The 15,065-nt window shown below is 33.0% G+C and carries 11 protein-coding genes; 3 read left to right on the top strand and 8 right to left on the bottom strand.

The genetic code is table 11. The annotated features are described in order from the left end of the window. Positions 1 to 2: 2 nt before the first annotated feature. The 4 genes from ACO052_RS19210 to ACO052_RS19195 form a co-directional block, all read right to left on the bottom strand. Positions 3 to 2,411, bottom strand: coding sequence for a hypothetical protein (locus ACO052_RS19210; protein ID WP_422105414.1), 2,409 nt, complete (start codon positions 2,409 to 2,411; stop codon positions 3 to 5). Between the two features lie 278 nt (positions 2,412 to 2,689). After that, positions 2,690 to 3,535, bottom strand: coding sequence for a hypothetical protein (locus tag ACO052_RS19205; protein ID WP_422105413.1), 846 nt, complete (start codon positions 3,533 to 3,535; stop codon positions 2,690 to 2,692). Next, positions 3,499 to 4,029, bottom strand: a complete 531-nt coding sequence (locus ACO052_RS19200; RefSeq protein WP_422105412.1) for a hypothetical protein — start codon at positions 4,027 to 4,029, stop codon at positions 3,499 to 3,501. The genes ACO052_RS19205 and ACO052_RS19200 overlap by 37 nt, the downstream gene beginning before the upstream one ends. A 353-nt stretch (positions 4,030 to 4,382) precedes the next feature. Further along, positions 4,383 to 4,835, bottom strand: a complete 453-nt coding sequence (locus tag ACO052_RS19195) for a pyridoxamine 5'-phosphate oxidase family protein (RefSeq protein ID WP_422105411.1) — start codon at positions 4,833 to 4,835, stop codon at positions 4,383 to 4,385. Positions 4,836 to 4,992: 157 nt separating this feature from the next. On the opposite strand from ACO052_RS19195, the gene ACO052_RS19190 reads away from it, so the two are divergent. Beyond that, positions 4,993 to 5,832, top strand: coding sequence for a universal stress protein (locus ACO052_RS19190; protein ID WP_422105410.1), 840 nt, complete (start codon positions 4,993 to 4,995; stop codon positions 5,830 to 5,832). 110 nt (positions 5,833 to 5,942) lie between these two features. Beyond that, entirely contained in the window at positions 5,943 to 6,365 is a 423-nt protein-coding gene (locus ACO052_RS19185; RefSeq protein WP_422105409.1) for an HNH endonuclease, read from the top strand. 41 nt (positions 6,366 to 6,406) lie between these two features. On the opposite strand, the gene ACO052_RS19180 is transcribed toward ACO052_RS19185, so the two are convergent. The 4 genes from ACO052_RS19180 to ACO052_RS19165 form a co-directional block, all read right to left on the bottom strand. Continuing rightward, on the bottom strand, positions 6,407 to 9,013 hold the full coding sequence (locus tag ACO052_RS19180; RefSeq protein ID WP_422105408.1) for a WD40 repeat domain-containing protein: 2,607 nt from the start codon (positions 9,011 to 9,013) through the stop codon (positions 6,407 to 6,409). After that, positions 8,991 to 10,715, bottom strand: a complete 1,725-nt coding sequence (locus tag ACO052_RS19175) for an AAA family ATPase (RefSeq protein ID WP_422105407.1) — start codon at positions 10,713 to 10,715, stop codon at positions 8,991 to 8,993. The genes ACO052_RS19180 and ACO052_RS19175 overlap by 23 nt, the downstream gene beginning before the upstream one ends. Positions 10,716 to 10,720: 5 nt before the next feature. Next, positions 10,721 to 12,052 (bottom strand): hypothetical protein, encoded by a 1,332-nt coding sequence (locus ACO052_RS19170; protein WP_422105406.1) that lies wholly within the window; start codon positions 12,050 to 12,052, stop codon positions 10,721 to 10,723. 266 nt (positions 12,053 to 12,318) lie between these two features. Next, positions 12,319 to 12,471 (bottom strand): SsrA-binding protein, encoded by a 153-nt coding sequence (locus ACO052_RS19165; protein WP_422105405.1) that lies wholly within the window; start codon positions 12,469 to 12,471, stop codon positions 12,319 to 12,321. A gap of 625 nt (positions 12,472 to 13,096) precedes the next feature. Between ACO052_RS19165 and ACO052_RS19160 the strand changes: the two genes are divergently transcribed. Beyond that, on the top strand, positions 13,097 to 15,052 hold the full coding sequence (locus ACO052_RS19160) for an endonuclease (protein ID WP_422105404.1): 1,956 nt from the start codon (positions 13,097 to 13,099) through the stop codon (positions 15,050 to 15,052). Positions 15,053 to 15,065: the final 13 nt, after the last annotated feature.

Below are 15,065 nucleotides of genomic sequence, written 5' to 3'. Positions count from 1 at the left end.
TCTTAAGGCGTTTTAAGTAGTTTAATATATTTTTCTACGGTTTTCTCGTATTTTAATACATCGCTTATGGCTTTATTAGCATTACCTTCTATTACTGGCACCTCTTCCCCTAAAGGAATGTTTGGGAATAAAGACCTGATGGCGTCGCTCTTTATGGCGTCGCTCTTTTCGTCTGTATTGTTAAAAATGATTTCTAATTTAGAGCTGTTCTCTAAAGAACGCAGTAAGAAAGCATCTCCGGTATAGATAAGGTTAAAAAGACGCTCTGAGGTATGAGTCAAGCCTTGGTTTGCTGGAATATAGCGGTATCCACTGATGGAAATGGTATCTACATCGGCTTTTTCTAAGTTAATACCCGATAAGAAAAAATTGTCTGACGCTGTTTTGGCATTTTTAGGTTCGTCAGAGTCTTCAAAGCCTAGGTTTTTGAAAAAATTACTTTGGTTGATTACTGAACCTTTGGACGTCATTGGAATACCAACCAGATTTGAGTTTTCGCTAATTTTTATGCGTTTGTCTAAACTATTGTCTAAGCACTTTGTCTTTGGGCTTTTCAAATGGGCTATATTAGATGAGAACTTTTTGAGTTTTTTTTCAAGCTTTTCTCTTAAAGGATCAAATAGAAAAGCCCTACCTGCAAATCGAATGTTGTAAAACTTCTTTTCCTGAGCTTGTTCCAATTCTTTCATGAGCTTATTGACATAAGCATCTATAGACTTGTCGATAATACCATAGTAGTCTCCTACGCGATTATTTGCCTCTCGCATGTTTTTTAAAAAGGAGACAAAGGGTCGTAAATTTCCTTCTTTTAAATCTTCAAAAGACGTGTCGAGATGTTGGTGCTCTGAACTGAATAACTTCTTTGCTGGAATCTCATCTAAGGTGCTATATTGTTTTTTAATGGCTTCAATCTCCTCAAAGAATCGTATTTGCCAGTATTTATCTGCTTTAAGAATCTTATTTCGGATAAGATCTTTGGTCTTGCGCCGATCATTATCTGTTATAATGGCTACGATGGCTTCCATAATAGCATAGGTCATTAAATTGCCGGCACCAGCAATACCAGACCGATGATTGCTAATATATTGTTTGGGGTTATGCATGCATTCAATAATGGAAAAATCGGTAGTTCCTTTACCCGCATCAATAACCAAGCAATGGTCTGAGCTATTGGCTCTAGATGTTCTACCCCGTTCTTTTTCATAACCCTCAAAGTCGAAGGATGCATCACTTTCGGAAGAAGTTAACAACTCTAGTCCAATAAAATTATTTTTGAAAATAGGTTGTTTAAAAATCGCCTTTATATTTTTAGTCAGTCGGTCTAACATCTCAAACACCTTATGCTGGGAGTAAATATTGGGTACTAGAAGGTTGATTCTTATACAAATACCAGTTTTAGAATTTGGATTTTTGGTAGTGTAATGCTCATCTATACGCTTTAGAAGTACATGCATGAATTGGCATAAGATGACCTCAAAGATGTAATCTTTAACTTCCTTATTATCAAAAAATTTAGAAGCTCCTTTTTTAATATTAAACTTAATATCCGGGAAACCTATACTATCGGCAAGCTTTAAATTAGGGAGGAGAAAATGGCCCTCTTCATTATCTTTATTGATATTATCAATAAAACTGGTATTATCATCAGTAGTGTGTTTTGCTAATATTTTAATCAAACTGTTTTTACCCCCTTCAAAAGGCATTCCGATTTTATTTGATATGCCGTCTTGAGCCTTTAAAAAGAAATATGATAGAAGAACACCGTTGTTGCCTTTTTCGAATTGATAAAAATCCTCATTTTTAGCTACCTTATCATTGAGTTTATTTTTATAAAAATAGTTGTAAGTCAGTCCAACCAAATTGAGAAAATCCGTTTTATGATCGTTATAGAATTTCACCCCAATCTGTGAGGCTTCAGATCCAAAATCAAAAACAGCATCAACTATATGTTGTGATGACGCAATATTGAACACCAAATGCGAGGTATAGGACTGGTAGGAGATGTAGCAGTTTAAGATTCTAGAGGTATTTGAAATATTCTCGAGAGCCAAACCGTCGTTATTAAGATGGTACCTTAGGCCCAAGTCTTCAAGTGCTTTGCCTTCTTCATTGATGCCGGGCGTTTCAGATTCATTTCTTGGCGTTTCTAAAAGTATCCATAAATCTGAATGATCCCTTTTAAATGTGATGTTCAACTTAAAGATCAAGTCGTTAGCATCTTGCTTTATTAGCTGTTGGTCGTATTTCGTGCCTTTTTCAGATAATAGTTTTGTACCCTTTTTAAGGGTAAATAGGGTGTTTCTCGAAGCATTGGAAATCACAAATTCACCAATTGCCTTGTCGCTTGGTTTTTCAGTGAGTTTGTTGATATGAATTCTCCGATTTTCAATATAAATGGGTAAATAATACATTATAAATAGTAACTAATGATACACTTATGCTTATACAAATACTAGTAGGCAGTCTACTATAAACGCTTACTAGTGGTTAATAAATTGTTTGCTATTAATTAGGTAGAGTATTTTCCTATGGTTAAAGTAGGAATTTTTTAGGTTTTATAACATTTTTTCTTTATTAAAATATAGTTATTACATCTTAGTTTTCATTTTAGGATTTAATGCTTACTTAGTTTGTAAATATCTACCTTTTACTTACAAGACATTGGACATTAAATACTCATATTGACATCTTAAAATTTCCTTTGTTTTATTCTAATAACCAAAATGTTGGCTTTTGACCAAAAGCTACTTTCATTACGTATTTGTAGAGAGCTACCACTATAGGTCTTCAACATTTTATAACTTCCTCTAGGATGTGTCGTAAGAATTTCAATTTTTTTTGCGTCGTAATCCAGATCTATTTCACGCGATTGTGTCCTGTATATTCTGGTTTGTTTTGTGGTGACAAGGACGATATACCGTTCATTTAGTTTCTGTTTTAAGCTTTCAATAATTGCTTTCTGACCTTCAATGGTATTTGACTTGTCGGACAGGTCTATACTTAGGCTCTCAATGCCTTCGTTAAGGTCTTCGTTCTCTTCATTCAGGATGTCATTTTCTTCCTCGAGTATGGCGTTTCTTTCCTCTAAAACATCAATTTTACTTTCTGTATAACTAAGTCTCTGTTTATATAAGGAAATGATGCTATTCAAATTATCATTCTCAAACGATAGTTGTTTTGATTCATCCTCTAATTGTGTTATGCGTTTTCTGATGTCGCTGGCCTTATTTTTTAAGTTTTCAATAACATCGTTTTCATAAGGTTCGAGTTCTTCAGACCAAGGTTCTAATCTTAAGACCTCTTTGGTATCAATAGATAAAAAACCCTCTTGTACTTCAGAAAAAGCTTCGAACCAGTTTTCAAATACCTCTTGTTGTATACGTTTGTCATTTCTTAATTTGCGATTTTCTTGTCTTAAATTCCTTATAGTAGTAGCTTCGTCATTGCTTAAACTGCCTTTCTCATGCTCTTCACAACTGAGGCAGCAGATGATAAATGCTAATATATACTGTCTAGTTCTTTTGTAAATTCCCATACGTTATTAGTGGTATTATTCAGTGATTTAATATATATACAGCCAGAGTCCTTACTCACTTTAGCATTTCCAATTTTACGAGTTGTGATTAATTGATTTTCGAATTGATATTGACCATATATAACCGGCATGTTTCTATCATAAATAAAGGTTAACCGTATACTATCACTTCTGTTTTTCTGCTCAATAACTAGTACTCCATTTACTCTTTCTCCAAGCGAATTCAGCTTATAGCCTTCATACCATCCTTTAATTTCTATGATGTTGTCAATTTTAAAATCTTCAATTGGGTCATCTATTTCTATTGGTTTTGGGGTGATGTCGAGATAATAGGCAACACCTATTAAGGATAAATTGATTCCTGTTACAAGAAATGTTAGAATGCGTCTCTCGTTTTTAGAGAAACTATTATCCTTGTTGAAATTAATCATTGCAATAACAGCCATTGACAATGGTATTACAATAATCAAAATATTAACGAGATGTGTGAACATTAGCAATTGCCTGAAACCTTTAGAAGACTTCTGTTAATCAAATTAAGAACTAAAAACTAATGCTCGGGGAAAGCAATCCATATAATTTTATGGACAAAACAATGTTATGAAAATCAGATAAATAAATTAAAAAACATAGATATGAGGTACTAAAAAGTAGATTAAAGTGATGTTGGGGAATATAAGAGCTTAAATCAGTGAGATGATTTCAAAATTCTGGTTTGCAAAATGAGTTAGGACGCTCTCTATAGTACCATTTCCATATTCAGTGAAAATAAGTGTAATATATTTTAAAGCTGCCTTGTGTTTATCATGGCTTTAGTAGAAATTTTCAATACTATCTTTAATTCAAATCACGATCTCATTTTCCCCGTTATATCGTCCAGTTTAATGAGAAAGACAATAGGCATTTCTTGATTGTAGATTTTACTCGAAAACTCACTGATATAGTCTAGATCTTTACGCTCCTTTCTAAGTACGATTTTTTTAATGCCCAAAGAAAACTCATGCAAATAGAGCTTAGCGGTACCACCTTCAATTTCAGTGTATTGGCCATGGGCTAAGACCGACTGCCATTCCTTATTGGAGTAGATATCTGTAACAGACAGCGAAATGAATGGTTGCCGGCGCATGGCATCAATTTTATGGCCGTTTCCCGAATAGCAGATGATATAGTTCTCCTTGTCATTATAAAAAAAAGTGATAGGAATGGTGTAGGGTCTCCTTTGACTAATATAGGACAAATAGCCTATATAATTGTTTTTTAATACCTCTGCGCACCTGTGTTGATCTAAACTTTTAATCATGGTTGAAAAGATTTAAGTTAAAAGATACCAACTAAATCAGTATCTTTTAATGATATTCGTCAGCTTTGTAAAGAAAAATAGGAGATAAACCTTAAGCTGATAATTGTCATGACTTTAATAAGACTATTTTTTTAAATTGATAGAAAGCACATGGATTATGAAAAAAATACTGCTTCTAACCGATTTTTCTGAGAATTCTATCAATGCCATGAATTATGCATTGAAATTGTTCCACAATGAGTTTTGTGATTTTTTTGTTCTAAATGTTCAGAACTCATTGCGCTACACAGCTGACGATTTAATGACGAGCAAATCTGGGGAGAGTCTATATGACGCGTTAATTTTAGAGAGTAAGACCAAGCTAAAACGTATTGTAGACCAATTAAAACTTAACGCGAATGAGCGCTTGCACAGATTTAAACCTATTATAGATTATGATGTTTTTATTGATGCTATAAAACAAACCATAGCTAAGGAGACTATTGAATATGTCGTTATGGGAACCAATGGTGCTTCTAATTTACGCGAAGCCATTATGGGTAGTAATGCTTTGAAAGTTTTAAGACATATAGATTGCAACACTTTGGTTGTGCCTGAAGGTTATCAGTATAAAAAGCCTAAGACTATGGTATTGGCATTAGATACCGACGACTATGCAGACCATAAGACCGTCCTAGACATTATGGAACTTATACATAGTTTGGAGGCTGATATTAATGTGGTCAGATTTATCTCGTCTGAGAATAGTATACAATCCAAGATTAATCTCGATAAGGAATTGTTGTTGGAACTCATCAACGAAAATAAATTTACGTACAAAACAGTAGCTAACGTTCCGTTATCCAATGTTTTGGTCGACGACCAGTTATCGAAAGATGCTGATATGATTACTTTGGTCGGTCAATTTAAGGGATTTTTTGAACGTTTGTTCGGAGATGCCAGTAAAACAAAGATTAGCAAAAACCTTATTTTACCGCTTATGATATTTCATCATTAGAGAAAATAAGGCGATTTTAGGATTTTTGTTTTTATAATTAACTTCTAATATGTAATTTAAAGGTTATGTATAATAAGAATCTTTAGAAGTGAGCAATTAAGTAATACAAAATGACAAATAAGGCGAGACAAATTAAACCATCCACTACCAAGAAGCTTTTTGCATTATCTAGAAACGAGTGTGCCAGACCAGGTTGTCATAACAAAATGATTTCTGACGATGGTAAGTCTATTCATGGTCAAATTGCTCATATTGCTGCTGCTAGTGATGACGGTCCAAGATACGACCATAAAATGACGGAAGAACAACGTCGCTCTTTTGATAATTTAATCTTACTATGTCCTCAGTGCCATAAGATGATAGATGACTCTCCTGAGGATTATCCAACAAATGACTTAATAGAATGGAAGGATAAGCATGAAGGTAATGCTTTGTCAACAAACGAAAAATTATCTAAACACGAGACTATTGTCAACCAACATGCTGATAAGATTTATAATATTGATCACATCGATAACGCCACATTTAATTGATAATTGAGAAAGCTCTGAGCGAACAATTAACATTAAGAGGTTTAATTATCATTTATCTTTAGATTAATAAACCTTGCCTCTAGTTGATCTAAATCTTTTTGTTTTAATTTATAAATCTCTTTATTTTCACTTATAGAATCATAAATCGTTTCGGTAGAATAATGAACTTTGATAATTACTCCATTGCTTAGGGCCAAAATTAAATAAGATTCGTCATTACTGAATTTTGCATGTTTAATAAATCCATCAAAATTCTCTCTTGGGTCAAATGCGAAGATAATCTTTGAAGTTTTTAAGTCTAATAAGTTTAATTTATTATCAGAATATAGTAGAAGAATATCGTCACTTGAGCATTTAATTTTTTCCATGCCTTGTAATTCTTTTAAGTAAATCTTATTCTCATAATCTTTAAGTATATTGTAATTAATCAATGTGCCATCTTCATAAAATGCTAGAACATTTTTGCCACTATTTGAAAACGCCACATCCTTTAATAGAGAATCATCCAAATCGTAATTAAATGATTTTACAGTAATTTTTTCTTCAATATCTATTAAAATATCATCATTAAGAAAGAGGTTATGCATTTTATTTGGTGACTTTTCTAATGAGAAAATATCTATGTTTTTAATTATGATCTTTTTATCAATACCTCCGTTGGCAGTTGAGATAAACGATATTTCATTTCTTCCACTGGGTACAATGATGGAATTACCATCATCAGAAATTTCGGCGCAATAAATAGGTATGTCCAATTGTGCTCTCCATACATTTTCTCCAGTAATTACATTCCATTTGGCAAATTCTCCTCCAGCGGATGCCGAATATAGGAACTTATTATTTTGGGAAAAAAACTGAACAAGAATTAAATCTTCTTTTTTAACAGGATAAATGTTGTCATGCAGTAATTCTCCTGTTTGGTACGACCAGACTTTTAATCTCTTATTGTTAGATGTTACTATATATTTTTCATCAGAAGAAACAATAAAGTCAAAAATATCATCAAAATTCCCTTCCTTAACTCTAGTATCTAGGAGAAATTTATTCTTTAATAGTTTCGTTTTCCATATCAATAAATTCTTGCCTTCAGCTGTTGGGGTCACTAAAAGCTCATTATTTATTGGTATTTCTTGATCAAATCTATTATAATTGGATAGGTCATAATTTGTGATTCTCCATTTATCTTTGTCAGTTTCTGTATCTCGTAAAAAAATAAAATCATTCCCTACCCCTAAGAATACTTTTTCATCGTCTATATTTTGAATAGAGGTTATCACTCCTAAAGGTGGTGACATAGAATGAGATGTTTTTTGTTCTAAATTGAGAATTTTAATAGACAAACGGTTTCCCATTAGTTCTACAATTTGTTTATCGTCATCCAAAAAAATAAATTCAGATACATCCGCGATGGGAGGTAGAGAATCATCACTTTGCAATACAAAGATTCCTTGTTTGTTTTTTTTCCAAATGTTAGCGGAGCCGTCACCGTATACACAATAGAAATAACTTCCGTTAGAAGAAATTTCAATATCAGTGACATAGTCGTAACTAGTCAGTTTTATTGCTTCTAATTCAATGTTTTTATTTACATCCCATAATTTGATGATGTTTTCTTTTTCAAAATAGCTAAGTAACGTATTTCCATCCTTAGTTAAGCGAAACGAATTATCTGCCCAAAATTCTGAGGATGCCCAAGTTGAAAATTTTAAAGAATTGGAATTTAAATCCCAAACTTCCATACGATTATCCCAATTCAAAAGAACAAAATCTTTTTTTGATGATATATAGGCACGCGATAGTTCTCCAAAATATTGACGATTAACAATTTCTTCAGTTTCAATTTTGCTTAGCTGATAATCTTTAGGGGACGATTTCCAATTACTAGTATTCCATTTTTTAATTGTTGTATCATCCAAAATCACTACAAATTCAGAACCGTTTTTAGTAAAATCCATATCTAGAATAGCTTTGTTATTCCAATTATAAGAATTACTTAAAGTGACAATTTCTTCTCCCGTATCTGTATTCCAGATTTTAATTTCATTCCATTCAGAGCTAGCTGCGATGAGTTTCCCCTTAGGTGATAACCTCATATGAATTATTTCATCTGACAAGCTCAATTTATGGTGAAAGACTAAATTCTCTTCTAAAGTTATATTTTCATAAACTTCCTTTAGGATTCTGCTTTGAAGCTTATCGAAATATTTTGCCTTAGCTTTTTTACTGGCTAATTCGGCCAGTCTTAAAGCAATAGTTTTATTTCCTTTACCATATTGTTCGTTTGCAAGTAAGGCTAGCGTTAGACTTTGAGCTTTTTCTGTTTCGAGCTTAGCCTGTTGTTTTGCCTTATACTCTCTAGTTGCTCTAGCAGTAGCTGAATCTTTAGCGTTTTCAGCCTCAATTTTTAACTTCTCAATTTTTAAAAAAGCATCTTCAACATATATCTTAATAGAATCTTTTTTTGTTTCATCAAAAGCCTCAGCAGCGAAATAAAATTTAAGAGCTTTTCCAATTTTTTCTTTTTTAACATAATAGCGTGCGCTATCCAAAGCCTCATTATAGCTGTTTTGTCCAAGCAATAAGTAGGTTTGAAAAAGAAATAAGATATATATGATAAAGTAATTACTAATTTTCATTATTACTTTCATTTAGTTTTAGGAGTAGTTGTTGACATGATTGATTTAGTTTGTTTTTCATTGAATTAAGTTCTTTTTTCCAATCGGTCATCGTACTTTTTTTAGAATCTGAAAGATACTCGATCATTAAAGAGTCTTTATTATAACTATTAACCAAGGAGTCCATTTTATACACAATAGATGCAGGGCAACCACCAGGTTCTATAATTGTGTTAACACGTTCTTTGAGGTTATTAAATAAGAGTCTATCCTTTTTTGTTTTTTCGTCTAAGAATTTTTTAATCGCCTCATCAGACTTTTCTTGCTCTTTTTCAAGTTTTTCAATTAGTAGTTTTGACTTTAATTGCTCATTTTTAATTGAAAGGTTTTGGTATATTATAACGGCACCTATTCCAAAAAGACTAAATATAACAATGTACCAAAAAATTGTACTTATAACTATAAGTTTTTTCAATTTCTTTGGCCATGATTTATATTGCTTATAGTTTTTTAGTTTTATGATTTGCCACCAAAACAGAATTTTTTCTTTAGAATAACTATCGTACTCTTTTGAGGCCCTTTCTCGCATAATCATCTCCTGGGTTTTATTTCTCCCTACTACCAATGCAAGCGTATCATGACTAATTTCGTATTGACTATCACTGCCAATTATTACATTTCTAATTATTTGGTTAGCTTCAAGTTCTTCAAGTAGTCTTTTTATATTTTTCTTAGTTTTTCGAATTAATCTATTTTTAATTTGATCTTCGCCTAGTTGAAGTTTAGTGTTTTCTTCTGAAATCATTGTGTTAAGTACTTCAATAGGTAAATCTCCAAACTCTTTTTTAAGATTGCTAAGTTGTTTTTTTAAAAAACCGTCTAATACTTTTTCCAGATTATCATTATTTATTATCAAGTGTGGTCCTAATTGAGGTAAATTAATACCTTTGAGACGATTGGCACGATCCCATAATTCGGCTAAAAATACCTGTAAATGCGATAGCTCTATCTCTCTACGCTTATCAGGTAGAGTTGACAGTATTTTATCAACTAATTGATTTTTGTCTGATACAGTAAAAAATTTTAGATATTCTGGTGCAGATAAAATCTTATTGAGAACATTTCTTATATTTTTTCTGCCCATCTTTTCAACTCTAAAGCGGTATTGAAAAATACTTGGACATAAATATTCAAATTCCGATAAATGACCAATAAATTCTTCACGCATTATTAATATTATACGCCCAGGAATTTTTCGTTTAATTAGTTTATTGACGGACTTAAAAAAGCGCTCTTTTTCAATCTTTGTCCCCGAGATTAACAACTCTTCAAATTGATCAAAAAGTAAATATATAGGCTGATAGAATTCATCGTACAATAATTTAACGGCATCTACAAAATCGGTTTTTTTATCAAGTGGTAACTTGGTTTTCGAGTTCAGTTTTATCTTGGAGTCTAATTCATCATTAATGGCGGTATACACTGAACTATTTATATTTTTTCCTTTTCTTATGGTCAATGCAAACCAATCAGCATCAGAAAATTGATTCCGCAAGCCACACTCAATTAAACTCGACTTACCAGAACCTGAAGGACCATAAACCAAAAGATGTTTCACTCCTCTAAGGGCATCATAGAGTGCTTCGGTATCATTATCTCTACCAAAAAATATATCAATATCCTGTTTTTTATAAGAGTCAAGGAACTTAAATGGAGATTGCTTAGATTTATTCATAGCCTCTACTCTTTGAATGGTTCTAGATTATCTACAATTTGCTTATAAAGTTTATTGAGAAGATATTCGTCGTTATGTTCTTCTATATTTAAATAATCGTTAGATCGGAGATCCTTATTCCCTTTATAAACAAGTTCATTTTTATATAGAGAATATTGGTATTGTTTGCTCTGAATATCATAACCGGAAAAATAAAATATTTCAGGTGTTTGTGTCTGTTTATCAGAATAAACACTTTGATCTATAATCAATGGGGAGAGGCACAGATAATTTTTTTGCTGTATTTTTTTATCGTTAAAAGCCGACTCTAATACATGTTCCGAAAATAATAAAATACTCTTATTAAATGTACATGCATCTTCGATAGAGATATACATATAGTCGTCATCTTCTTCGTCTAATAATTCACTTTTATTATATATGCCATGAAGTTCACCATAGGAATGCACATAGAACTTATTTGTGCCTAAATTATAATCTAAATTGATCTCTTTGATGGATACTAATCGATATTTAGCTATAAACGATATTTTGCGCAGCCAATATACAAGAGCAGATAGATATCTATCTATTATAGAGTCCATATTGCTATCATTTAGCTTTTGTTTTATGAGTTTACTACGGATATCGTTGAGGTAGAGTGAGGTTTCGAATAATAAAGAATCGCTATTCGTCAACTCCATGGTAAAGGGAATAATTTCTGGAATGAAATTGTTTTCGCCAACGGCTTTACTTGTAATTAATAATAAGCTCGTATAATCAAATAAAATATGCTCGTTATGGCTAGCTTGTATAAAATCAGAAATGAGTTTGTAATTATGATTCTTTTTTGATTCCATCAATTGTGCCATTTGGATATAGCACAAATAACGCAGAGAAGCTTGCCAAGCTTCTGTCATAAATGACAATCTGCGTAGATTTTTATCCTTCGCTGATTTGGATAATAATTTTTGCAAAAATGCTTCTATAAGCCAACCATAGTATTGAAAAATATCTTTTGAGCTATTTTTTACAGGTAATTTATAACTGTCTAGCAATTCGTGTTTTAGACTTTTTATCCAACTTTGATTGTCCCTTATGAGTTGTTTTTCCAGTTTTTCAGGAAACTCTTTTTTACTATTTATAGAATCTATTACATATTCGAAATTGGCGTTGGTGATAGTCCCAATATTGTATATTTTATCGGCAGTTTGAATGGAATTTCTGGAAAAATCTTGCATCAGTTTTACCAATGCATCTAATTTCCTTTCAATTGTATGCGAAATACCGTCGATATCTATTTCTATGGAATCCTTGGTAGTATTTTTAAATACTGTTTCTTTTTTTTTACCAATCATCTGGGCATCTGGCTTAAATAGATTTTATAGTTGTAATACAGCATCTTAAAGTGTAATCAGACAAATGGGCCTATAGTCTAATAAACGAGGTTTTGTAAATGTTATAGGGCAATTTAATAAGGAACTAAAAAAAGAATAGAGAATCATGCCCAACAATTTAATAAAAATAATTATTAAATTAAAAATTATTGAATTGTATAAGCGAAGAGTTTTTGAGCATAATGATTGACTAAACAAGAAAAGTGCTAAAAGGATAAAATCAAGTTTTAATTGATGGCTCGTTTTGTTATATAAGCACGCCAACCTATAATAGCTAGCTGAATTTTAGTAGCCTTACTCAAGTCGAGTTGTCTTTTAGAGTAGCTAGGAAGAATCACTTTATTGATTTTCGCAATCATCTTAAAGATGGATCTCTTCATGATGTCATCTATGGGAAAAGTTAATTACAGCTTTTGTTAGTTGTACTTGAGAGCAAAAATAGTAAAACTTATTCTAGAACTAAGTTTTACTGTTTTTTGATTGATGGTTTTTAGTACACCGAAGCTTCGATTTAGGTGTTTGGTTGGTTTTAATTTAGAACATTGAAAATATAAGGTCAATGATCAATTTAGCTAATGTCATCATAATTTTTTTGGTTTAGAGGTTAATAATTTGCTTTAGTTTCTTGATTGAGTTTTCAATATATATCGACAACGAATAATCTTCCAAACGTTTTTATGAAAATCGATGAATTTGCATTTAAATATATAAGTAAAAAGATGATAATCATTACTAAAAAATGTGACTTGTCTTGAAATGAGTTTTAAATTATAATTGAAAATATAATTTAATATTACAATATTATAGGTTTGTAGGGGCTTTTTTGGATACGTTTTGAAAACGTAGAGGCATTTCATCCTTAAAATAGCGTTTTTTGGGCATTTCATCTTTTTCGGGTTTGGTTTTACTGATAATTATCATAGGATGTTTTGTTGGAATTTTGTAAATAATTTTGGCTTAACCTCAAAAGTGGATTTAAGGACTATCTTTGTGAAAAATCACAATATGAAAAACGTCCTTACCCCACTTGTTTTTTTAATCTCCTTTGTGTCTTGGTCACAAGTTTTAGTGATTAATGAGTTTGATCCTGATTCACCGAGCACAGATACTGCCGAATTCATTGAACTAAAATCCCAACTACCCAATTTTTCTACAGATGGTTTTATACTGGTGTTTTTTAATGGCTCTACAAGTGGTGCAGATGCTAGCTACATGGTTATTGATTTGGCCGGTTATGAGACAGATAATAATGGGCTATTGGTCATAGGAGGTGAAGCCGTGTCACCTTTTCCACAAGTGGTCATTTCTGAAAATGTCATACAAAACGGTGCAGATGCTGTAGGGATATACCAGGCAAGCGTCAATGATTTTCCTCAAGGTACTTTAGCCACCCAAGATGACCTTATAGATGCTATGGTCTATGGAACAAACGATGCTGATGATACTGTACTTTTAGCCTTACTCGGTGAAACAGTGCAGCACAATGACGATGGTACTAATGCAAATCCAAGGTCTATTCAGCGCTTTGTAGATGCTATGGACAATGAATCGTATACTACGGCTACACCAACTCCCAGAAGGGAAAACGATGGTTCAGGTAATGCGATAAATCCAGTATCTATTTCAGTAAGCGAGACGCAATTTGATGAGGGCGCTACATTTGACATTACCTTCACTTCAGAAACTAATGTAGCATCGAATGTAAGTTTTACCATCAGCTTGGATAATACTGGATTCAACACTTCGGATTATACAGGAACTACAAATCTTACGATTCTTAGTGGTCAAAATACAGCGAGCACAACCATAACTATTATCGACGATGCTGATGACGAAGGCGATGAGGTTTTGCGTATTCGGTTCTTGGACTTAGTAGAACCTATGGTGGCATCCAATAATAATATCGAGCTTAGGGTAGTGGACAATGATTTTACAACAGCCGCTTGGGGTACGCCTTTAAATCCAACAGTAGGTATTGTGCAAAGTACACAGCCTATGGGCTACTATGACACTTTGGATGGTTTAGCGGATATGGCTTTAAGGCAAGCTTTACAAGATATTATTGCTGACCCCAATACGGTTAGGGCGCAAACCTATGCCGATGTCATTGATATTATATTGGCAGCCGACCAAAATCCTGAAAACAGTAATCAGGTTTGGTTGCTATATACCGAACAAGGTCGGGCAAAGCTCGATTTGCAAACGGGCAGTAGTAATTTGGGCAAATGGAACAGAGAGCATACCTATCCCAGATCACGAGGCGGATTTGACGATATTGAAGCTGATGAAACAGCCGATGGAATTGATGTGTTTTGGACTACAGAAGCGGATTCGCTACGGCATGGGAATTCCGATGCACATGCCTTGAGAGCTGCTGATGCTGCGGAAAATAGTGCACGTGGTAATCAACATTATGGGCAGTATATTGGGCCGAATGGTACTTTAGGGAGTTTTAGGGGAGATGTAGCCCGAAGTGTTTTGTATATGGAAATTAGGTACAATGGTCTAGAAGTTGTCAATGGATTTCCTAGCACGGTAGGCCAATTAGGGGATTTAGCGACACTATTGGACTGGCATAGAAATGATCCTCCCGATGATTATGAAATGAATAGAAACAATATCGTCTATAATTGGCAAAGAAATAGAAACCCTTTTATAGACCAGCCACTTTTGGTAGAGTATATTTGGGGTAATAATGTTGGCGATACCTGGGACCAGCCATTGAGTTTGGACGAGCAAGATATAACGACACTCTCAATCTATCCCAATCCAACACACGGCAGAATCTACCTGAAGGGTGCTGCAGCGACTACCGTTGAAGTTTACTCCTTACAGGGTAAATTCTTAAAGCGATTTTCGGATATTGGTCATACTATAGATCTTAATTTGAGTTCTGGCTTGTACATCCTTAAGCTGATGAATGAAGGTGGATCCATCATTCAAAAATTAATAGTGAAATAAAGAAAGGACCTTA

It is taken from the genome of Winogradskyella sp. (assembly GCF_965228925.1).
GTDB lineage: Bacteria > Bacteroidota > Bacteroidia > Flavobacteriales > Flavobacteriaceae > Winogradskyella.
Note: the sequence above shows the minus strand (reverse complement) of the source record. Positions and strands in the feature narration are given on the sequence as shown.

Coding starts and splice junctions, on each gene's coding strand:
- ACO052_RS19210 (WP_422105414.1), bottom strand. CDS start 2,411: ATGTATTATTTACCCATTTATATTGAAAATCGGAGAATTCATATCAAC.
- ACO052_RS19205 (WP_422105413.1), bottom strand. CDS start 3,535: ATGGGAATTTACAAAAGAACTAGACAGTATATATTAGCATTTATCATC.
- ACO052_RS19200 (WP_422105412.1), bottom strand. CDS start 4,029: ATGTTCACACATCTCGTTAATATTTTGATTATTGTAATACCATTGTCA.
- ACO052_RS19195 (WP_422105411.1), bottom strand. CDS start 4,835: ATGATTAAAAGTTTAGATCAACACAGGTGCGCAGAGGTATTAAAAAAC.
- ACO052_RS19190 (WP_422105410.1), top strand. CDS start 4,993: ATGAAAAAAATACTGCTTCTAACCGATTTTTCTGAGAATTCTATCAAT.
- ACO052_RS19185 (WP_422105409.1), top strand. CDS start 5,943: ATGACAAATAAGGCGAGACAAATTAAACCATCCACTACCAAGAAGCTT.
- ACO052_RS19180 (WP_422105408.1), bottom strand. CDS start 9,013: ATGAAAGTAATAATGAAAATTAGTAATTACTTTATCATATATATCTTA.
- ACO052_RS19175 (WP_422105407.1), bottom strand. CDS start 10,715: ATGAATAAATCTAAGCAATCTCCATTTAAGTTCCTTGACTCTTATAAA.
- ACO052_RS19170 (WP_422105406.1), bottom strand. CDS start 12,052: ATGATTGGTAAAAAAAAAGAAACAGTATTTAAAAATACTACCAAGGAT.
- ACO052_RS19165 (WP_422105405.1), bottom strand. CDS start 12,471: ATGAAGAGATCCATCTTTAAGATGATTGCGAAAATCAATAAAGTGATT.
- ACO052_RS19160 (WP_422105404.1), top strand. CDS start 13,097: ATGAAAAACGTCCTTACCCCACTTGTTTTTTTAATCTCCTTTGTGTCT.